This window comes from Flavobacterium circumlabens (genome assembly GCF_004345565.1).
In the GTDB taxonomy this organism is placed as follows: domain Bacteria; phylum Bacteroidota; class Bacteroidia; order Flavobacteriales; family Flavobacteriaceae; genus Flavobacterium; species Flavobacterium circumlabens.
In genome coordinates this window covers 157035-179142 of sequence record NZ_SLWA01000007.1, presented here as the reverse complement: position 1 = coordinate 179142, position 22108 = coordinate 157035, and the positions used below count along the sequence as shown (strand labels likewise).

General features: G+C 39.6%; 13 protein-coding genes. 9 read left to right on the top strand and 4 right to left on the bottom strand.

What is annotated here, in order from left to right; all coding sequences use genetic code 11:
* Window positions 1-76: 76 nt before the first annotated feature.
* From EV142_RS17155 to EV142_RS17145, 3 genes are read right to left on the bottom strand one after another with little or no spacing between them, the layout of a single operon-like run.
* The gene (locus EV142_RS17155) at window positions 77-1483 is read right to left on the bottom strand and encodes an efflux transporter outer membrane subunit (protein WP_132037063.1); all 1407 of its coding nucleotides are present in this window, start codon (window positions 1481-1483) and stop codon (window positions 77-79) included.
* Between the two features lie 20 nt (window positions 1484-1503).
* Complete coding sequence (locus tag EV142_RS17150; RefSeq protein ID WP_132037062.1) at window positions 1504-4668, bottom strand: efflux RND transporter permease subunit; 3165 nt, start codon at window positions 4666-4668, stop codon at window positions 1504-1506.
* 9 nt (window positions 4669-4677) lie between these two features.
* Window positions 4678-5841 carry an efflux RND transporter periplasmic adaptor subunit gene (locus tag EV142_RS17145; RefSeq protein ID WP_132037061.1) on the bottom strand — a complete coding sequence of 388 codons (1164 nt, stop codon included), beginning with the start codon at window positions 5839-5841 and terminating at the stop codon, window positions 4678-4680.
* Window positions 5842-6105: 264 nt separating this feature from the next.
* On the opposite strand from EV142_RS17145, the gene EV142_RS17140 reads away from it, so the two are divergent.
* From EV142_RS17140 to EV142_RS17130, 3 genes are all read left to right on the top strand, one after another.
* Window positions 6106-7155 carry a sensor histidine kinase gene (locus tag EV142_RS17140; RefSeq protein WP_132037060.1) on the top strand — a complete coding sequence of 350 codons (1050 nt, stop codon included), beginning with the start codon at window positions 6106-6108 and terminating at the stop codon, window positions 7153-7155.
* Window positions 7152-7877 carry a LytR/AlgR family response regulator transcription factor gene (locus EV142_RS17135; RefSeq protein ID WP_132037059.1) on the top strand — a complete coding sequence of 242 codons (726 nt, stop codon included), beginning with the start codon at window positions 7152-7154 and terminating at the stop codon, window positions 7875-7877. Before EV142_RS17140 ends, EV142_RS17135 begins: the two co-directional genes overlap by 4 nt.
* Window positions 7878-8325: 448 nt before the next feature.
* Window positions 8326-11247 (top strand): PQQ-dependent sugar dehydrogenase, encoded by a 2922-nt coding sequence (locus EV142_RS17130; RefSeq protein WP_132037058.1) that lies wholly within the window; start codon window positions 8326-8328, stop codon window positions 11245-11247.
* A 539-nt stretch (window positions 11248-11786) separates the two neighbouring features.
* Here the strand turns inward: EV142_RS17130 and EV142_RS17125 are convergent.
* A complete protein-coding gene (locus tag EV142_RS17125) occupies window positions 11787-14213 on the bottom strand; it encodes a TonB-dependent receptor (RefSeq protein ID WP_132037057.1) in 2427 nt (808 codons plus the stop codon).
* Window positions 14214-14595: 382 nt separating this feature from the next.
* Here EV142_RS17125 and EV142_RS17120 point away from each other — a divergent pair, with 382 nt between their 5' ends.
* The 6 genes from EV142_RS17120 to EV142_RS17095 all read left to right on the top strand — a co-directional run bounded on the left by EV142_RS17120 (window position 14596) and on the right by EV142_RS17095 (window position 22044).
* Window positions 14596-14946, top strand: coding sequence for a hypothetical protein (locus tag EV142_RS17120; RefSeq protein ID WP_164502536.1), 351 nt, complete (start codon window positions 14596-14598; stop codon window positions 14944-14946).
* Between the two features lie 272 nt (window positions 14947-15218).
* Window positions 15219-15914, top strand: coding sequence for an ABC transporter ATP-binding protein (locus EV142_RS17115; protein ID WP_132037056.1), 696 nt, complete (start codon window positions 15219-15221; stop codon window positions 15912-15914).
* A gap of 31 nt (window positions 15915-15945) precedes the next feature.
* Window positions 15946-18399 carry a TonB-dependent siderophore receptor gene (locus EV142_RS17110; RefSeq protein WP_132037055.1) on the top strand — a complete coding sequence of 818 codons (2454 nt, stop codon included), beginning with the start codon at window positions 15946-15948 and terminating at the stop codon, window positions 18397-18399.
* 5 nt (window positions 18400-18404) lie between these two features.
* Window positions 18405-19856 carry an ABC transporter permease gene (locus EV142_RS17105; RefSeq protein WP_132037054.1) on the top strand — a complete coding sequence of 484 codons (1452 nt, stop codon included), beginning with the start codon at window positions 18405-18407 and terminating at the stop codon, window positions 19854-19856.
* A gap of 1 nt (window position 19857) precedes the next feature.
* Window positions 19858-21213: a DUF3526 domain-containing protein gene (locus EV142_RS17100; protein WP_132037053.1), complete on the top strand. Its 1356-nt coding sequence runs from the start codon at window positions 19858-19860 to the stop codon at window positions 21211-21213.
* Window positions 21214-21393: 180 nt separating this feature from the next.
* Window positions 21394-22044, top strand: a complete 651-nt coding sequence (locus tag EV142_RS17095; protein ID WP_132037052.1) for a VOC family protein — start codon at window positions 21394-21396, stop codon at window positions 22042-22044.
* The last annotated feature ends 64 nt before the right edge of the window (window positions 22045-22108 follow it).

Below are 22108 nucleotides of genomic sequence, written 5' to 3'. Positions count from 1 at the left end.
CGCCTCAAAAATTTGAGACGTTTTTTAACCAAAATTAATTAACGATGATGATGGTGCGTTTTTTAATTAAAAAAAATTACTTCCATCCGCCACCTAAAGCACGGTACAGGTTAACCAGCGCTTGTAACTTCTGCAGATTATCATTTACACCGCTTAATTGCGCCGACAACAGATTTTGTTCTGACGTTAATACATCTGTATAATTGGTTGCAGAACTGTATTCTAAAAGTTGTTGTGTATAATCCACTGCTTTTTCTAATGATTCAATTTGTTTGGCTCTCGAATCCTGTTTTTCAACTGCCATCTGATAGGCGTATAAGGAATTCGAAACTTCCTGACCTGCCACTAAAAGACTCTGTTGAAAATTATTCAGTGCCTGTAACTGTTTCGATTGTGCTGTGGTCAGTCTGGCTTTGTTAAGTCCCTGATTGAAAAGCGGCTGTGTCAGTCCTCCGATAAGGGAATAGAAAATAGAATTACTGAAAAAATCTTTTATTTCTAAATTCGAAAAACCGCCACTGGCCGTAAGCGTCAGGCTCGGATAGAAATAAGTACGCGCTAAATTGGTACTTTCAAAAGCAGTCCTGAAATTAAATTCCGCCTGACGGACATCAGGACGATTTTGCAGTAACTGGGAAGATACACCCACCTTAATGTTTTCAGGAATTACCTGATCTTCCAATATACCTCTTTCGATGGTTCCGGGAGCTTGTCCCATTAAAATATTCAGGGCATTTTCGGTTTCGCGAATGCTTTGTTTTAAATCCGGAATCAGCACTTCCGCGGCATAACGATTGGCTTCACTCTGTACCACAGCGGCACCGGTAACGATGGCTCCTTCTTTTAGGGATTTAATCGTTTCTACGTTTTTAATACGGCTTTCCAGTGTTTTTTGTGTAATCTCCAATTGTTTGTCCAAAGACAATAACAGGAAATAATTATTGGCAATATCCGAAATCAATTGTGTCTGAACCGCTTGTTTGGCAGCATCTGTAGCCAGGTAGCTGGACAGTGCAGCTCTTTTGGAACTGCTCAGTTTTCCCCAGATATCGGCTTCCCAGGACGTACTCAGTGCTAACTTGTACGTCGTTGTCAGCGTATTGATGTTGATCCCTGCCGGAAAGTTAAGACCTGCTTCCGATTGTTTGGTACGCGTTACATTCGCATCCAGATTCAGGGTTGGATAATAGGCCAGTTTACTCTGACGCAAAGTCGCCTGTGCCTGAATGATATTTTCAATTGCGTTTTTCAGGTTCAGGTTCTGATCGAGTCCTTTCTGAATCAGGGCATTTAGTTTTGCATCCTTAAAAACACTCTGCCAGGGCATCGCTGCCAGTGTCGTGGTATCGGCGGAAGTCTCATCACGAAACAACTTTTCGGTCGAAACACTTGCGGGGCGTTCGTATTTTTTGGTCACGGAGCACGCAGTTAAAAGTGCCGCTGCCAGGACCAGAAGTATATATTTATTGGAACTATGAGTCATCTTTTTTCTTAATTTAATTATTACTCCTTGTGAGCGTCTAATAGTGGTACTTCCTCATCATCGTCTTCGTCATAACCGTCTTTGGCCGGACCACTCACTTTTTCCTGTAAAGTCTGGAAAACGATAAACAAGACCGGAATAACGAATACTCCTAAGATGGTTCCGATTAACATCCCCCCAACAGCTCCTGTTCCGATCGATTTATTACCGACGGCACCGGCTCCCGAAGCAAACATTAAAGGAACAAGTCCTAAAATAAAGGCAAAAGAGGTCATTAGAATTGGTCGCAGACGGGCTACGGCTCCTTCAACAGCGGCCTGAACGATCGGCAATCCTTTTCTTCTTCGTTCTAAGGCAAATTCCACAATCAAAATTCCGTTCTTGGCCAGCAATCCGATCAGCATGATTAAGGAAATCTGCAGGTAAATATTACTGTTTAACTTGAATATGATCGAGAACAAATAAGCACCGGCCAATCCAAAAGGAATGGAAAATAATACCGCAAACGGCAAAATATAACTTTCGTATTGGGCACTTAACAGGAAATACACAAACACCAGACACAGGATAAAAATGAAAATCGTTTCACTTCCTGAAGCCAATTCTTCACGAGTCAGTCCGGAGAATTCATAGCCATAACCTGCCGGAAGATTTTCGGCCGCCACTTCCTGAATCGCTTTAATCGCGTCTCCTGAACTGAATCCCGGATTTGGCGCTCCCGTAATCGCAATCGACGTAAATAAGTTAAACCTTGAAATGGATTCCGGTCCGAAAACCCTTGTCATTTTTACAAATTCTGTTATCGGTGCCATGGTTCCGGAACTGTTTCGGACAAAAATCTTATTCAGTCCTTCTGTATTGGTACGGAATTCCGGCGAAGCCTGGATCATTACACGGTATTGTTTTCCGAATTTATTAAAATTCGAAGCATACAATCCGCCGTAATAGCCCTGCATCGTTGACAGAATGGAATTGATGGAAACTCCTGCATCTTTTGCCTTAGCCAGATTAATTTCCATCATATATTGTGGAAAGCCGGGATTAAAGGGTGTTGTTGCATATTGTATTTCAGGACGTTTGGACAACTTTTCCAAAAAGTCCGTATTTACTTTAAAAAATTCTGCTGTCGAATGCCCTCCTTTGTCCTGCAATTGGAATTCGAATCCACCACTTTGTCCAAATCCCTGAATCGTTGGCGGGGAAATGAAGAAGATATTGGCTTCGCGAATACCGCTTGTTTTGGCAAAAAGCTGACCAATTACGTCATTCACACTTAACTCACGTTTGTCCCAGGTTTCCAGTTTTACGATAACCATACTGTAGGCACTACCCGCTCCTGCGGTAAAGTTTTGTCCCACAATACGAAGGGTGTTCTTCACTCCCGGAATGGTTTTCGCAATACTGTCTACTTTCTTGGCGATAACGTCGGAACGTTCCATAGAAGCCGATGGCGGTAAACTGATGTTCGCAAAAACAGTTCCCTGATCTTCTGCTGGCACGAAAGCGGACGGGGTCGTTTTCATCATGTAAAATAAGGCTGCACCGGCAATAAGAATCGCCGCTAATACAATCCATTTTTTTACCGAAAGGAAACTTACCGAACGTTTGTAGCGTTCCGTTACATTGTCAAAGGCAACGTTGAAGGAGGTGTAAAATCTTTGAATAAAACTTTTATGTTTGTGATCGTCAGCGTGTGGTTTTAAAAGTAAAGCACACAAGGCCGGACTTAAAGTCAGGGCATTGATCGCCGAAAGGATAATTGCTACGGCTAATGTAATACCAAATTGTTTGTAGAAAACCCCGGTAGATCCATTGATAAAGGTCACCGGAATAAATACCGCCGCCATTACGAGTGTGATCGAAATAATCGCTCCGGAAATTTCGCTCATCGCGTCAATCGTTGCTTTTTTAGACGATTTATAACCGTGATCGAGTTTGGCATGCACCGCCTCGACGACGACAATCGCATCATCGACCACAATACCAATCGCCAGTACCATCGCAAAAAGCGTTAATAAGTTTATCGTAAATCCGAATAAATTCAGGAAGAAGAACGTACCCACAATCGCTACCGGAACGGCAATTGCCGGAATCAGCGTGGATCTGAAATCCTGAAGGAAAATAAATACGACGATAAAAACCAGGATAAAAGCTTCGATCAAAGTATGAATTACCTTTTCGATAGAAGCATCCAGATTTTCGTTAACATCTACCAGAATCGTATATTTCACTCCTTTTGGAAAGTTTTTTGCCGCTTCTTCGATCAGTTTTTTAGAGTTGATGATTACGTCACGCGCATTAGATCCCGGAGTCTGGCTAATCGCCATCGCTGCCGATTCTACACCGTTTGTTTTAATCGTCGACGTATAACTTAGCGACCCCAATTCTACTTTAGCCACATCTTTCAGGCGCAGCATTTGTCCGTTTCCAACCGATTTGATGATGATGTCCCCAAATTCCGTGGCACTGGTCAGACGTCCTTTGTATTTGATTACGTATTGAAAAGCCTGATTCCCGTTCTCACCAAATTTACCCGGTGCAGCTTCGATATTCTGTTCTGCCAGAGCAGCCGAAATATCACTCGGAATCAGTTTGTATTGCTGCATGACATCCGGTTTCAGCCAGATTCTCATGGAGTAATCTTTTGCCCCAAAAACGGTTACGTCTCCTACCCCGACCACACGCTGGATTTGCGGTACCAGGTTGATCTTCGCGTAATTTTGAAGGAAAGTCTGATCGTAGGCTTTATTGTCACTGTATAAAGAGAAAATCAACAAGTTACTACTCTGGCTCTTTGTTACCGTAACACCCGCCTGAGTTACCTCTACAGGCAATAAACTGGTAGCTCTGGAAACCCTGTTCTGAACGTTTACCGCTGCCAGATCGGGATTTGTTCCTACTTTAAAAAAGATTTTTATAGAAGCATTTCCGTCATTGGTCGCAGAAGAAGTCATGTAGGTCATGTTTTCTACACCGTTGATTTGTTCTTCCAGCGGAATCACAATACTTTTAAGGACTACATCTGCATTGGCACCTGTATAACTCGCAGAAACGTTTACTGTGGGCGGCGCGATATCCGGATATTGGGAAATAGGGAGCTCGATAAGCCCTAAAACACCCAGAATGACAATAATAACCGATATTACTGTCGAAAGTACAGGTCTTTGTATGAATATTTTAAACATTTTATTTTCTTATTTTAAGTCAGCGTAAACTGTTTCTGCACTTACATTATGTGTTTTAATCTGAGATCCGTCTTTAAGGGAGGCAACTCCTTCTAAAACAATCTGATCGCCGGGCTTTAATCCGATCGTAACAACATAATAATTTCCGGCAGCACTGTTGTCTAACACTGTAATATTGGTATTTTTAGTTTTTCCGTCTTTTCCAACCACGACTGCAAAAAGTTTATCCTGAAGTTCAAAAGTGGCACTCTGCGGAATTAATAATCCCTCGTTTATGGCTTTCGGAATTCGTACGGTTACACTGCTTCCGCTTCTGATAATTCCCTGTGGATTTGGGAAACGGGCCCTGATGTTTACCGAACCTGTTTCTGTATTGATTAATCCGTTTATGGTTTCGATACGTCCTTTTTGGTCATAGGCTGAACCGTCTGAAAGCACTAAGGAAACTTCCGGTAATTTTTTGATTTTCTGCGCTAAGGAGACTCCCGAATCGGTATCGGTAAAATTTAGAAGTAATTTTTCATTCATCGCAAAATAGGCATACACATTCCCGATACTGGAAACCGTCGTTAAAGGCTCCGCTGTAGCAGAACCGACTAAACTTCCCAAACGAAATGGAATGGAACCGACTACTCCGTTTACCGGACTTGTCACTGTGGTATACCCCAGATTGGTTTTGGCATTGACCAGACTTGCATTGGCCTGAGCCAGTGTTGCCATGGCGGATTCGTAGTTGAACTGAGCAGATTCTAATTCGTATTTGCTGATAATTCCTTTTTCTACTAATGGTTTTACTTTTTGTACCGCTAATTTTGCTGTACTTACCGCTGCCTGGGCGCTTTTTATACTTGCTGCTGCTGTACGGACTTGTTGTTCGTACTCCGGAGCACTGATTTTAAACAAGGCTTGCCCGGTTTTTACAACGGCACCTTCATCAACATATATTTTTTCAATATAACCTTCCACTCTTGGACGGATTTCTATATTTTCCTGCCCCTGAATACTTGCAGGATAATCTGTATTTAAAGTGGCTGATTTTGACTCCAAAACGAGTGTTTTATATTCTTTAACGGGCTGTGCACCTCCGGCCTGAGCTGACTTATCATCTTTATTACCACATGATGCGATAAAAACGGATACTGCGAGAATGCTTAAAAAGGATTGCTTATTCATTGGAAATAATAGGTAAATTATCGATTATACAGAACAAAAGAACTAAAATATAGCATGCAAAAAAGGACCAATAGACGGAGAGCAATAAACTATCGATAGACACAACATAACACCCGATGGAAATTATTAAAAACTAAACAAGTGTTTAAATTCTGTCTCATCGGCTCTAAAATGGTTTTTAAGGATTCTGATTCTGTATTGAGCGATTGGTTAAAAATAGCATTGATATAAAATGTAATATTGTCTTAAAAATAATCAATTAAAATGAAAACAAACTTCTTTAGACCCTATTTATTTCCCGGAATACATATTCTCAGCTGGTTTTTACTTGGGTTTATCATGCTGTTTTACACGCCTTTAAGCTGGAATATTACAATGCCGACCTTCTTTTGGCTGTGGCAGGCAATCGTACTTTTCTTTATGATTGTTATTTTTTATTCGAATGCTAAAATAATTGTTCCCAAAACTATTATTAAAGGCAATATGGCAACTTATCTCATCTGGGCTTTTTTAGTCATTTTTGCCATGCAGCTTATCGCTTATTTTTATACGTCACAAACCGATCTTCACAATAAAATTGCTGCCCTTTTGGGATTCAAAAAATATCGAAGTGATTATTTTGACAATTGGGTCTTCACCTTCACCCTGTTAGTTTTAGGAATCAGTACCAGTTGGGCAATGTTACAGTATTGGCAGAAAGCAGCGCAGCACAAACAAAAGCTGGAGCAGGACAAAACGATGGCTGAACTGGCGATGCTGAAAGCACAGATTAATCCACATTTTTTCTTCAATTCCCTGAATAGTATTTATTCGTTAACGTACAGTAATATTGAGGATTCGCGTAATGCGCTTCATACGCTGAGCCGCATGATGCGTTACCTCCTGTACAGCACGGAAGGAGAAAGGACTAGCTTATTCAAAGAAGTCGAATTCCTGAAAGATTTTATCGCGTTAATGCGACTTCGTGCCAATAGCAAATTAACGATTACCACTGCTATTCCGGAACAACTTATTGATTATCCGATCGTTCCCATGCTTTTACTGCCATTGGTTGAAAATGCGTTTAAACATGGGGTACATGCAACAGATAAAAGCGAAATTATCATTACCTTGAAGCAAAAAGAAACCGATCTTGAATTTGAAGTAGTGAATACTTTTTTCGAAAAAACAGCAAACTCTGATCCGGGAGGAATTGGTTTAACGAATACAAAACGCAGATTACAGCTTATTTATCCGAACCAATACTCGATGGATTGTGGTGTGAACCAGGACGGTAAATATGAAGTAAACCTGAAAATAACTTTAGAAAAATGATCGTATTGAAATGTATAGCAGTAGATGATGAGCCATTGGCCTTAAGACTGGTGGAAACTTTTATTAAGCAAACCCCATTTCTGGAATTAACCTGCAGCTGTGACAATGCCGTCGAAGCCATGAGCCTCATTCGGGAGAAACAGCCTGATGTGGTTTTTCTGGACATCAACATGCCCAACTTAACGGGAATGGAACTCGCCAGACTTTTGCAGGAACAACCGGGCCCGTTGCCTAAAATTGTTTTTACAACCGCTTACAATCATTATGCGATCGAAGGGTACAGAGTGAATGCTGTTGATTACCTTTTAAAACCTTTTAGCTATGAAGAATTTTTAAGGGCAGCCAACAAGGTTTTGGAATTATGCGAAGAAACTTCCCATCTGCCGAATGTTATTGACGATGAGTTCATTTTCTTAAAAGTAGAATACCAATGGATCAGGGTTAGCCTGAAGGATGTTTTATATTTTGAAAGCCTAAAAGATTATGTAAAAGTACATTTGGAAGCGCCACAAAAAGCGTTACTGTCTTTGATTTCCTTAAAAGCATTAGAAGAGAAATTACCTTCTTCAAAATTCATGAGAATACATCGTTCCTATATTGCCTCCCTCGATAAAATAAGTGCCATCAGCAAAAACTCCATCTTTATTGACAAGACAGAAATAACGGTTGGAGAACAGTATAAGGAAACCTTTAAGGCTATCGTGGATAAATGGATTAAATAGTTATGAGTTATGAGTTATGAGTTATGAGTTGTTAGTCGCAGTGTTCAGTCTCAGTTTTCAGTCTCAGTCGCAGTATTCAGTCACAGTATTCAGTCGCAGTATTCAGTCACAGTGTTCAGTTGGATTTTTCAGTTTTCACTTCTTGCTTCTTGCATCTTGCTTCTTGCTTCTTGCTTCTTGCTTCTTGCTTCTTGCTTCTTGCATCTCATAACCCACAACTCATAACTCATAACCCATAACTCATAACTCCTAACCCATAACTCATAACTAATAACTCATAACTAATAACTCATAACTCATAACTCATAACTCATAACCCATAACTCATAACTCATAACCCATAACTCATAACTCATAACTCCTAAAAAAATCTCATAACAAAATTGAGTTTAGTACGTAAAAAAATGTTAAATTTGACTACCCACATCACTAAACCTACTAAACAATTATGAGAAAAAAATTATGTTTTAGCTTAGAAAATGTACGATTAAAGACCTCTTTCCTCTATTTTTTCTTTTTATTTATCTCCTGGCAGGCCAACTGTCAGTACCTCACCGAAACCCTTGCCCCTACGGCAGTTATCAAAGAAGGGCTTTCATTAGAACAATCTTCCGACGGGCGAATTTTTATTGCCGAAAGAGCCGGTATTGTAAAAGTTTTCCAGAATAATGCCGTCTCAACTGTCTTTACTGTAACTACCGTTACCGATAACGAACAAGGATTACTTGGTTTGACCTTGCATCCCGATTTTGCTACAAATGGTTACATCTATGTCTTCTACGCGATCAATGACGGAGCGGTCATCAGACACCGAATCGAACGTGTTCAGATCGACAATACCAATCAGGTGGTAGCCAGACAGGAAATTCTGTTACTGGAACCCATTGGCGGCGGATTTCACAATGGCGGGGATCTAAAATTCTTTAACGGATTCCTATACGTTACCGTTGGAGACAGCCAGCAAAATACCAATTCCCAGGATTTGGATACCTATAAAGGAAAAATATTACGTCTTACCGAAAACGGACTTCCTGCTCCGGGCAATCCTTTCTTCGGAAGCGGTTCGATACAAAAACAAAGTATCTGGGTGTATGGATTCCGAAATCCGTGGAGGCTTGTTCCCAACGTAAAAGCCAATAAATTATTTGTTCTGGACGTTGGAACTTCCTGGGAAGAAATAAACGAAATCAGCAACCCGACCATCCGCAATTATGCCTGGGGACATCCTCAGGGAGGTGACGGAAAGCAAACGGAAACCAATTTATTTACCAATCCTATTTTTACTTATGCAACGGGAAGTATCGGAAATGCTTTGACCAATGGTCTTTTGTACAATCCTACCACTCCGCGTTATCCGAATCTGGAAGGGAAATTTATCATTAAAGATTTCGTAAGAAATGCAATCCGTTCTTTCGATCCGAATATTGCAGATCCGGTTTCTACAGAATTTTACAGTGCTCCACAGCAGATGGCACTAGGTATGATGCTAGGAAACGACGGCTATATTTATTATTGTGCTTATGGAAACAACGGCTCTTTAATCCGACTGAATTATATTGAAACTGCAGCTCCGACTATAGTCAACCATCCGGTATCCAAAACGATAATGGAGACGTATCCTGTTACTTTTAATGTAACGGCAAGTGGTGTTGGATTAAGCTATCAATGGCAATTTAATAATGCCGACATTCCGGGTGCAACAGCTTCAAGTTATACGATTCCCAATGTTACCAATGCAAATGCAGGAGCTTATCGTGTGGTTGTAACCAATACGGCAGGTAATGTAACGAGTAATCCGGCTACGCTTACTGTTACACCATTCAGCAATGCGCCTACAGTAACACTGGTTTCTCCTTTACCAACCTTAAAATGGAATGCGGATGATATTATCAATTATGCCGCCACAGCAACCGATATAGAAGACGGTGTATTGCCGGCAAGTGCTTTCTCATGGAGTATGGATTTATTTCATGAAGATATTCCCGGTGCAGGACATTCACATCCCGGAGCAAGTCCGCAAGGGGTCTCATCAGGAACATTTCTGGCCTCTAACCAGGGTGAAAAAACACCGAATGTCTGGTACAGGTTCACGGTTAAAGTAACGGACAGTAATGGCCTGACAGCTTCCACTTATGTAGATGTTTACCCGAATCTTGTCGATGTTACTACAACCAGTTCTCCGGTTTTATTGAATTTAGAATTCAATCAAAAACCTATTGTGGCACCGGCTACTAAAAAAGTGGTTGCCAATGCCAATTTGCAAACCCTTAATGCCCCTACTCCGCAATATGTTGGAAATATACGATACGATTTTGATCACTGGAGCCAGGGAGGAACAGTCAACCAGAATTTTAAGGCACCGGCAACAGGAACGATTACGTATACGGCTTTTTATACGGCAACTACTTTAGGAAATGCTCCTTATCTGGGAACTATTGCCCAGATTCCGGGTACTATTGAAGCCGAAAATTATGATGTGGGCCCAACTGCCTTTCTGGATACGAATGGCGGCGGAGATACACCATACAGAACCGGTGATGGTGTAGGAACGGAAGCCTGTAGTGAAGGAGGTTTTAATATTGCCTACGTGGCCAAAAACGAATGGCTTAAATATACCGCGAAGGCAAATACTACCGGAAATTATGATATTAAATTAAGGATTTCAACTCCGTACGAAAACAGAAAAGTACATCTTGAAGTCGATGGTGTAAATGTAACCGGAGTGATTACTATTCCCAATACAACCGGTTTTCAGAACTGGCAGACTGTAAACATACCCAATATCCCTTTAACACAGAGCGTTCACACCATCACTTTATTTTTTGATGAAGCTGACATTAACATTAATAAACTTGAATTTTCGTTATCCGGAAATGCGACCACTCCGGTAGCCGATTTTGAAGTCAGTTCTTCAATGGGATGTTTAAATACGCCTGTTAGTTTTACCTCCGTTTCGATCGGAACAATAGATACGTATAACTGGAGTTTTGGAGAAGGCGCACAACCTGCAACCGCAACAGGAATTGGTCCTCATTCTGTAGTGTATGGTACGGAAGGTGACAAAACCGTTTCCTTAACCGTGACCAATACGGCAGGAAATAATAAAAAAGAAATCACCTATATGGTTCATAATTGCAATCTTGGTATTGAAATTCCAACCGAAGAATCAAAAAAGATTGTGGTCTATCCGAATCCGTCAAAAGGAATTTTCTATTTGTCAAAAGAATTAGAATGGAGCGTTTATGCTGCCTCAGGAGCTAAAATAAAACAAGGTTCCGGAACCGTGATCAATATCTCTGAACAGGCAAACGGAATTTATTTGATTAAAAACAATGAAAGCAGTAAAGCGATATCTATTATGAAACAATAAATAAGCTCAGTTTAAAGCACAAAAAGGAGGCATACGGTAAAACGTATGCCTCTTTTTTATGGAATAGATTCTGTTGCACACAGTTTGTTACTCTTGTGTTTTAGACACCGTCTGTCATTCCGAGGAACGAAGGAATCGCATCCAGTATTCGACAACAGTGTGATTAGCATATGTGATTAGCATGTGTGATTCCTCGTTCCTCGGAATGACAAATGCCTGAGGTCACTGCGTTTTATTTCTTGCATTTTAAACACCGCTTGTCATTCCAATTGTGTGAAAACGAAAATAAAAATTCACTTTCACACACTTTTTGTGTGAAAACTTTTGTTGAAAACAGCAATACAACAAAAACATTACAACGACTTTGTTGCACAATCAGAATCAAAATAAAATTTATACCTCTGCAGCTGAAAATCCAACCTTTATACATAAAAAACCAGTCAGGAAAAGCTGACTGGTTCATAGAATTTTTATTGTAAAACTGTCTGCCTGTTTTAGGAAGACTCAATAAATCAATTGGCGTATAAAGAATATCTTTTTTAGAATTTATAAGTTACTCCAACTCTGAAGTTTCTTGGCTGTTCGGTCTGCCAGTAATACGTATTCACATTTCTTGAAGCGTAGTAAGAACCACTGTATAAATATTTATCAAGAATATTAAACACATTGGCTGTGAATTTCATTTTCCCCTTTTCATAAGATAAACCTCCGTCAAGTTTGAAATATTCCGGAAGTTTCTCCAATCCCACTGCCCAGGAATCTGTTTGTCTTCCGGCAAGATACGTTCCTCCTATAGAAGCTCCGAATCCTTTTAATTTACCGGACGGAAGGGTATAATTTAACCAGGCATTGGCAACATGTTTTGAAAATCCTGTTAAAGCACTTCCTTCAGCAATAGATTTTAAATTAGACTCTGTTACAATTGCTTCCGTAAAGGCGTAATTCGCAATTAGGTTAAGACCATCCAGGATTTTTCCTCTTACATCAAATTCAACACCCTGTGCTCTTTTTTCACCTAATACTACTTTAAAGATGTCAGTTGGTCCATTTTCAGGATCGGCTGTTAGTTCGTTTTCCTTAATGATTCTGTAAGCCGAAACGGTAGTACTCCACGATCCATCAAACCAGTCTTTTTTGATACCAAACTCAATATTATTACCCGTAAGCGGTTTTATCGCTTCTCCGCTTTTTATAATACCCGATTGCGGTGTAAAAGCCTGATCGTATAATCCGTAAACAGATGTGGTTGGTGTTACAGAATAACTAACTCCTACACGTGGTGTAATGTGACTGTCTTCCTGAACATCTCCCCAGCCTGACTGGTTCACCCAGGTGTATCTTGCAGCAAGAGTCACTCTCAGTTTATTCTCAAAAAAACCAAGTTCATCCTGAATATAACCTGCCGCATATTTTGAAGTTATCCCTCCAAAAGATCTTTGTTTAAGGGGCTTACTGCGATCAAAATTCGGCAATCCGTTAGACGGGGTTCCGTAATTGGGTTCAAAAACATTAAACGGATTATCGTAAGTATCTAAATTATGGGACTGATAAAAGTCGGCCAAATATTCTTTATTCCCTAAATCAACACCACCTAAAACTTTGTGGGTTACTGCTCCGGTATTAAATTTTCCATTCACAAAAATTTGTCCCAGATACATATTACTTTCAGCATCCCAGATCCCTACACTACGCACCACCTGACCATATCCAAGTTGCTCATCAGCGATATCATCTTCGTCCAGATAAACAGGCCCCGGACCAACAGCTGTCGGCCAGGAACTGTATCCTTCCTGCAGGTATTTAAAATAAGAAGTTTGTGCCGTAAGTTTCCAGTTATCATCAAACTTATGTTCAAAAGTGAAGTATCCGCTGTGATCATTCATTTTAGTATCCGGCAAACCAGGCTGTGTCATCGTAAAATTTCTTGGCATGGTTGCATATCCGCCGCCGTCAGCACCAAACACATAATAAGAACCTACTTCAGACATATTGGCGTGCTGGTAGTTGTACTCCAGTGTAATTTTAGTTTTATCATCGATCTGGTACGAAAGTACCGGAGCAATTACATAACGGTCATTATGTTCGAATGGCCTGTGAGAACCTTTCTTTTGTAAAGCCCCGTTGAATCTGTATAAAAATTTACCTTTTTTGTCCAGTTTTCCATCAAGGTCAATACTTGCTCTGTAGAAATCATAACTTCCTGCCATTACGGTAGCCTCTCCTTTTGTGATTCCGGTTGGTTTTTTAGTCACCACATTATAAAGTCCGCTTGGATCTCCATTGGAAAGCATAAACCCGGCAGGACCTTTTACAAATTCAATATGGTCTACAAAACTCATGTCTTCCGTAAGAGGCCCCCAGAAAGACGAAACTACGTTAAAACCATTACGGAAAGCCTGAATCTGAGAACCACGCATGGTAATGTTGGTATACATATCACCCCAGTGCTCTACACGAACAGCACCACTCACATTGCGAATCACTCCGTCACTCATACTGATAATCTGTTGGTCTTTTAAAGTCTGACCACTTACAATCTGAATGTTTTGAGGAATTTCAAGAACCGGAGTCTGTAGACGCAACGACAAAGAAGGTTTGTCCTGCTTGTATTTGTTTTTTGTAATCACAACTTCATCCAAATCTTCCTGATTTTCTGCAAGTGCGAAATTTTTAGTGGTCGTTTGCTTTGCTGTCACTACAACATTATCCTCAACAGGCTGAATTCCTACAGCGTGAATACTAATCGTATAAGTGGCAGGTTTAACGTTTTTGATCTCATATTGCCCTTTTTCATTCGTTACGGCATTATGTTTTGTTCCCTTAAGCGTAACAGCAATATTTTCTGCCGGAGTATTGCCGCTTAAAGTCACTTTTCCGACTATTTTTCCCGTTTCCTGACCCATTATATTTAAGGAAATCAGAAACAATAAACTAAACAGCACTTTTGTAATGGTTGATATATTCATGTTGGTATGGAGTTTAAAATCAGGGGCAAAAGTAACTGCTAAAACACTTCAATCCAAATTATTCTTAATCATTCTAAATAAAAATTACCCGCAGATTTATAAAAACAGGCTTTACTAAAAATGAGTTTTAAAATTTATTATATTGATTTAAAACACTTTATACCTAAAATAAACCTATCCAAAAAGAGGAATTGCTTCTATTCTTTTTCTTAAAATTTTAACAAAAAAAGAGTAATTGAACATTTTATGACAAGTCGTGAATAAAAAAATAAAATCAAACTAACCTAATTTGTTATTTAGATTTCTATATTTGCAACCAAGTTGCGTTAAATTAAGCCCTAAAACCCGCTCAAAAAAAAAACCAACTCTTTAGTAATCAGGAATGAAGGAAAAAGTAGTTTTAATCAATCTTTTGATGTCTTTTACCGTATTGTTCGCAATGCTGTTTCAGACGCTGCATTCTTATGAGCATATTTATAAGCAACTCACAGAGAAACATTGCGATCATCACTATGCCGCCCATCAAAAACAAATCACGCACAGTCATACTGTAGAGAACAATTGTTCTGTCTGTCATTTTGCCTTTAGTACATTTATTCCCAATCATTTTCAGCCCTTATCATTTCATACTATAATTGTTGAAAATCCAATTGCCTTTACTTTTACAAAAGCTGCATCCACCTTTTTTAAGGGCAGCCTTTTTGCGCTGAGAGCTCCCCCGGCCTTAGTCTAGTTTACTATCCTTATTTTTTGAATATGAAATATCTTTCGCCAATTTTTCTGGCTGAAAGCGTGTCTTGTTTATTACTTTATTTGAGCTTTTGCAGAAATAAAAACTCAAGACTCATTTCTGTTTCAAACTAAAATACGTATTGCATTTCCTAAACCATAGTAAGCTATTCTTTATTTTTTTTCGAAATAAAAAACGAAGCTGTTGTTCGAAAGGACAGCAGGAGTTTACTATTTCTATTCTTTACAATCCAACAAATTCAAATCCATACCATTATGCTTACAGCAGAAAACCTGACCAAAAAATATGGCGACCATATCGCTTTAAATGCCCTGAACCTAACCATTAAAAAAGGAGAAATTTTTGCCCTTCTAGGACAAAACGGTGCAGGAAAAACAACTACAATCAATCTTTTTTTAGGCTTTATACCACCCAGTGGCGGAACACTGGAAATAAACGGAATTTCAGTCACAGAAAATCCGCAGGAAACCAAAAAACACGTGGCTTACATCCCTGAAACCGTTATGTTATATCCGAATCTGACAGGACTGGAAAACCTGAAATTCTTTTCTTCCCTCGCAGGATTCCAATATTCAAATGGTGAACTGACTTATTTTCTAACCAAAGCAGGTTTACAAACCAAAGCGCACGATCAGTATCTTGGCGGTTATTCCAAAGGAATGCGTCAGAAAGTCGGGATTGCCATTGCCATTGCAAAACAGGCAAAAGTATTATTGCTGGACGAACCGACCAGTGGCCTGGATCCCAAAGCTTCGAATGAATTCTCTCAAATCTTAAAAGAACTTTCCGCAGACGGAACAGCCATTTTAATGGCCACCCACGATATTTTCAGAGCACGGGAAGTAGCGACCCATATCGGAATCATGAAACAGGGAAATCTGGTTACGATTATTGAAGCCGCTAAAATTTCGGCTAACGAATTAGAAAACTTGTATTTACAAACCGTATAAAAGGAAATAAAATTTTCCATTCACTATAAACATGAAACATTTATTAGCCCTTTTATTTTCAGTACTTGCCCTGCATCAGGGACATTCCCAAACTATTACTGGTAAAATCATTGATCGTACTACAAAAGAAGCTGTCGTTGGAGCATACATACAACTGCTGAATTCGGATAAAGAAACCACCGCAAACCAGGACGGAAATTTTAGTCTGGAGGGTGAAGGAATTCTTCAGATCAGTTTTGCGGGTTACAAAACGCAGCAAATGACAGCGACGAATGCATTTCTTACGATCGAATTAGAAACTACGCTGAACGAATTGCAGACGGTAGAAATTGTAGGCCGTTCCGTCAAAAAATACAACAGTGATTATTCTTTTGCAGCAACAAAAACAGCATCGCTTAACAAGGATATTCCACAATCTATTTCGACCGTAACCAAGGAATTAATTGCCGACAAAGGTGCTTTTTATCTTGCTGATGCCGTAAAAATGGCCAGTGGCGTTATTCCGGCGAGTTATTACAATCAATACACCATTCGCGGCATAAGTCAGAACGAGGAAGGACAGATTATCAACGGAATGAGAACCCGTCAATATTATTTCCTGCAGCCTATTACGAGCAATATCGAACGCGTTGAAGTCATCAAAGGCCCTTCGAGTGCTACTTTCTCTTCTGTTGATCCGGGCGGAAGCATCAATCTGGTGACCAAAAAACCTCTGACTGCTGACCGAAAAGAGGTGAGTTTAAGTGTTGGTAGTTTCAGCACTTTACGAGGAACCTTAGATTTTACGGGGCCTTTAAACGAATCCAAAACACTTTTATACCGCGTTAACGGAGCTTATCAGGAAGCGAAATCATTTCGTGATCTGGTAGGCAATAAATCGTTTTTGATCTCTCCTTCTTTCAGTTACATACCAAATGAAAAAACAGCCATCAATACCGAATTAATACTGAGCAACATGACCGGAGTTCTGGATCGCGGTCAGCCTATATTTGGCGCGGTTGCCGGTGTGACGCATCTGAATCAGACGCCCATTAGTTTAAATTTAGGCGCTTCAGGTGATTTTTTCAAATCAAAAGAAATGATCCTGACCACCAATTTTGCCCATAAATTTACGTCTAAAATTGGCTTTAATGCCGCTTATATGAAGCAGACCTGGACAGAAGACCTGCAGGAACACAGAACGACAAATGGTTTTGCGGTGGATATCAACAACAAGCCCGTGACCAGTCTGGCCATGATGCAGTTTGTACAGCGTCAGCAATATTGGGATGTTGACAATCTTAGTGCTTATTTCAATTTTGATTTCAAAACCGGTAAACTCCATCATAAATTGTTAACCGGATACGATTTAAGCAGCTGGAATAAAAACAAAGGCGGTGCACAAAATGCGGCAAGGGGTTATTTATTAAAGAACGGAACCGTTGCTCCTTCGTTTGTTTTGGCGAATGCCGATCAATACCAGACTATAACGATCAACGGTGTGGTTTTACCAAAACCCAATGTCAGTTTTTTTGATTTGAACAATCCATCTTATGCGATGAGAAGCCCGGGAGATTACATTCTCAATGTCAGGACTGCCCTGCCTTCGGCACTGACGACTACAAATGCTGTTTATATTCAGGATCAGATACAGTGGGATAAATTCACTTTTTTATTAGGTTTAAGAAACGAATGGTTTGAAGACATTACCAATTACGAAACCCACAACGAACTGACCGTAAAAAAAACGGCTTTACTGCCCCGTGTTGGTGTGACGTATGCGGTTAATACTGCCGTTAATGTGTATTCGACTTATCTGGAAGGGTACCAACCCCAATCGAATACCGTTACTTTAATGCCCCAGACCGGAAGTTTAGCCGCCGGAAGTCAGTTTGATCCATTGGAAAGTAATCTGAAAGAATTCGGACTGAAAGCTACTTTTCTGAACAACACGATGAGTTTTAATGCTGCTGTTTATGAAATCAATCAGCGCAATATTTTAATGAATGCCAACGATCCTGTAAATCCTGATTTATTAGTGACCAGAGGAGCGGAACGCAGCCGCGGTTTCGAATGTGATCTGGCGGGTTACCTGACGCCTGACTGGCAGATCAATGCGTCTTACAGTTATATTGATGCGAAAATTACCAACGACCGTGATCTTTCTCTGATTGGTGCCAGAAAACAGAATACGCCAAAAAACAGTGCCAATTTATGGACGCGTTACAATTTTGCTGCTGATTCTGCTTTGAAAGATTTAGGAATTGGTATTGGAATGCAGTACCAAAGCAGTAAAATTCCCTGGTTTACCCGCGATTTTACACTTCCTGATTTTACCGTTTTTGATGCTGCTCTTTATTATAAACCCAACATCAGTAACATTCAGATTGCATTGAATGCAGGCAATTTACTGAATAAAACCTATTGGTTAGGCGCTCAGAATTACCTGAGGTTATTTCCCGGTGCGCCCCGAAATTTCAGCCTTACCGTAACTTATAAATTTTAAGCTGTATGAAGTCCTTTCACGTCGAAATTTTAATCGCCAAACATTTTAAAAAATCAGTTTTTCAGAATAAAGCTGTATTTATTATTACCCTTTTTATTGGTGTTTTATTGCTGTACGCCGCTTTTTCAGGCTGGGAAAATTATACCCGTCAAAATGAAACCAGCGAAAAATACCAACACGAATCCAGAAAAGACTGGCTGAATAATCCGGATAAAAATCCGCACAGAATGGCGCATTACGGAAACTTTGCCTTTAGAAAAAGTACTTCGCTGAGTGTTTTCGAATTTGGAATGGAACCCTTTTTCGGAAACGCCATATTCCTCGAAGCCCATAAACAAAACACAGCCAATTTCTCTGAAGCCGGATTTTCTAACAGTATGCTTCGTTTTGGCGAAATAAGTAGTGCGATGATTGTACAGGTTTTATTGCCTTTATTGATTTTCTTCTTAGGTTTTAATGCGGTCGCAGCCGAAAGGGAAAACGGAACCTTAAAACTGCTTTTAAGTCAGGGAATCAGCTGGAAACAATTGCTGGCAGGCAAAATACTGGGAGTCGCTTCTGTCATTATGCTGCTTTTTGTTCCGACAATCATTATTCTGGTTTTGATTTGGCTCCTACTGCAGCACTTTAGTATTTCGCCCGATGAAATACTGAAATTGCTCTTGTTCCTCCTCTTTCATTTTGTTTATTTACTATTCTTCTGCGCCATTGCCGTTTTGGTTTCTGCTGCCAGTACAACTTCCAAAAAAGCATTGATTTCCCTGATCGGAATCTGGCTGGTGTGTACCATCATTTTACCGAGAACGACACAGGCAATGGGTGCTTATTTGTATAAAGCACCTTCGAAAATACAATTCAACAGCGACATTGAAAAAGACATTCTCAAACAGGGAGACAGTCATAATCCGAATGATTTGCATTATAAGGCGATTAAGGATTCATTACTTCTGGCTTACAAAGTCGATTCTGTTCAGCAGCTTCCGTTCAACTATTCCGGTTTCATTATGACGGAAGGCGAAAAAATAAGTTCGCGTATTTACAACAAACACCTCGAAGCGCTTTTGAAAATTTACGACCAACAAAACAGTTTCTCAAAAGCAGTTTCTTTTATCAATCCGTATATCGCGATGAAAAACATATCGATGGGGTTATCGAATACGGACTATGATTCTTATATCGATTTTCAGAAACAAGCCGAAGCATATCGCTACAACATGGCTCAGAAAATGAATGGTCTGCAAATCAAATTCATCAGTAATAAGAAGCCCGGAGCAACAGACAAACCGCTTACCATCGATAAAGAACACTGGGCAGAGGTAGCCGAATTTCATTATGAACCAAAAGGCATCCGGGCTGTTTTAAAAAGCGAAATCAGCTCTGTTATTTCCATTATGCTCTGGATCAGCCTGCTCTTTATTTTAATTCGCCTTGCCGCTAAAAAACTAAAAGCCATTTAATATGTTAGTATTACTCTTTAAAAATTTCATACGATCGAAAGGAACCAAAATCGGTCTGCTTTTCCTGTTACTAATTGGATTTCTTAGTCTTCTCATCGGAAAACAATTTCAGGAAAAGCAGCAGCATACCATCGCCGAAGCCATCCATTACCAGCAGGAACATATTGCCCGGAATGCAGCTTTCCATAAAGATGAAATGGGTCTGTTGCTCTATTACATCAAGTTTTCCCTGGTCAATAAAACGGTTCCGGTTAACAGTCTGGCGATTGGTCAGCGTGATGTCAATCCGTCGGTTCAGAGCGTGACGATTCGCGGTCTGGAAGCACAGCAATACGATGCCGAACTCAATAATCCGAATAATTTATTATCCGGAAATATCGATTTCAGTTTTGTGCTGGTGTATCTTTTTCCGCTTTTAATTATTGCTTTTACGTACAATATCATCTCAGAAGAAAAAGAAAGCGGTACCTGGAAAATCGTGGCTACCCAAAGTCAGAATACTTTTTTATACATCCTGAAATTGTTTTATATCCGGATTTTAAGTTTAATCGTCCTTCTTTCCCTGGTACTGATTGCAGCGGTTTTGTTTTTGAGTATTCCGATCGATCAATCCTTTTTAGCGTTCTATGGCCTTGGAATTCTGTACCTTCTTTTTTGGTTTGCCGTTTGTTTTTATATTGTTTCACTGCAAAAGAATTCTAATTTTAATGCGGTTCTTTTATTAACGATCTGGCTGTTTCTGATTATCGTTTTACCGGCCACCATAAATACCTATATCGTCAGCCAATATCCGGTTCCCGAAGCTTTGGAATTGACTCTGAAACAAAGAAATGCCTACCATGAAAAATGGGACATGGATAAAAAAATAACGATCGATAAATTCTACAGTCATTATCCGCAATTTAAAAATTATCCTTTACCCGAAACCGAATTCAGCTGGCTGTGGTATTATGCAATGCAGCAGGCCGGTGACGATGATTCGTCCGTACAATCAAAAGAATTACAGAGTAAACTGAAGCAGCGAAATGAAGCCAGCGCTTTTATCGCCCTTTTTATTCCGACTTTGCACACGCAGCTGCAACTGAATGAAATAGCTAAATCTGATTTAGAAAATCAGCTTTTGTTTCTAAAGGCCACCCGACAATTTCATGAAAAACTACGCTTGCATTTTTACCCTAAAATATTTGGTAATGAAGCAGTAAACCAGCAAAAATGGGGTCAGTTTAAGGTAGAAACTTTTGAAGATACATCAGCCGTAAAACTTTCGAAAGCATTTTTACCCTTATTCCTGTTCAACTTATTCTTTATAGTTTTAGGCTGGAGGAATTTTAGGAACCATAAATTACAGACTTTTTGATCAAAAGGCCCAATCTTAAACGGTTGGGCTATTTTTTTTAAAACCTGTGGCCTTTTTTCATACGAATTGGCTATGCTGCCATCGAAGTATAAAATAGCGAACTGTTTTAAATACTTTTATCGTTTTTTAAATTTGTCTGAAACGAAAAGAAGTTTTGATCTTATTTAAAAAATTACGATTATGAAATTAGAACACATACAGATTATAACCGACAATATTGGGAGCACTACAGCATTTTACAGCCATACTTTAGGACTTTCAATACTAGAGCATAATAAGGAATCCGTTAGTTTTCAGGCCGGAAATTCTGTTTTACAATTCACTGAAAACTCAAAATTTGACTCCATTTATCATTTCGCTTTTAATATTCCGGAAAACAAATTGGAGGAAGCCATTGCATGGTGTACAGACAAAGTGGCTTTAATTCGCATTGAAGAGCAGAATGTAATTGCAAATTTTGAAAACTGGAACGCCAATGCCGTTTATTTCTACGACAACAATGGAAATTTATTAGAATTTATTGCCAGACACGATCTTCATAATTCCCAAACCGAAAAATTCAGTTCCAAATCAATTCTGAATATCAGTGAAATTGGAATCGTCACTGAAAACCCATTGGAATTAGGGAATAAACTCAGACAAGAACATGGACTGGAGTTCTTTAACAAAAATGATAACAGTGAACTTTTTGCTGCAGTTGGAGACGATGAAGGCTTATTGATCATGGTAAAATCCAATCGAAACTGGTATCCGACCCAAACTCCTTCCGAAAGCAATCCGACTGCCATTAGCATCAAAAACAACGGCGCTGTAATGGAACTGCAATTTTAGTATTTCACTTCAACCCTATTTTATAAAACAAAAAAAAGGCTGCCGTAAATGGCAGCCTTTCTCT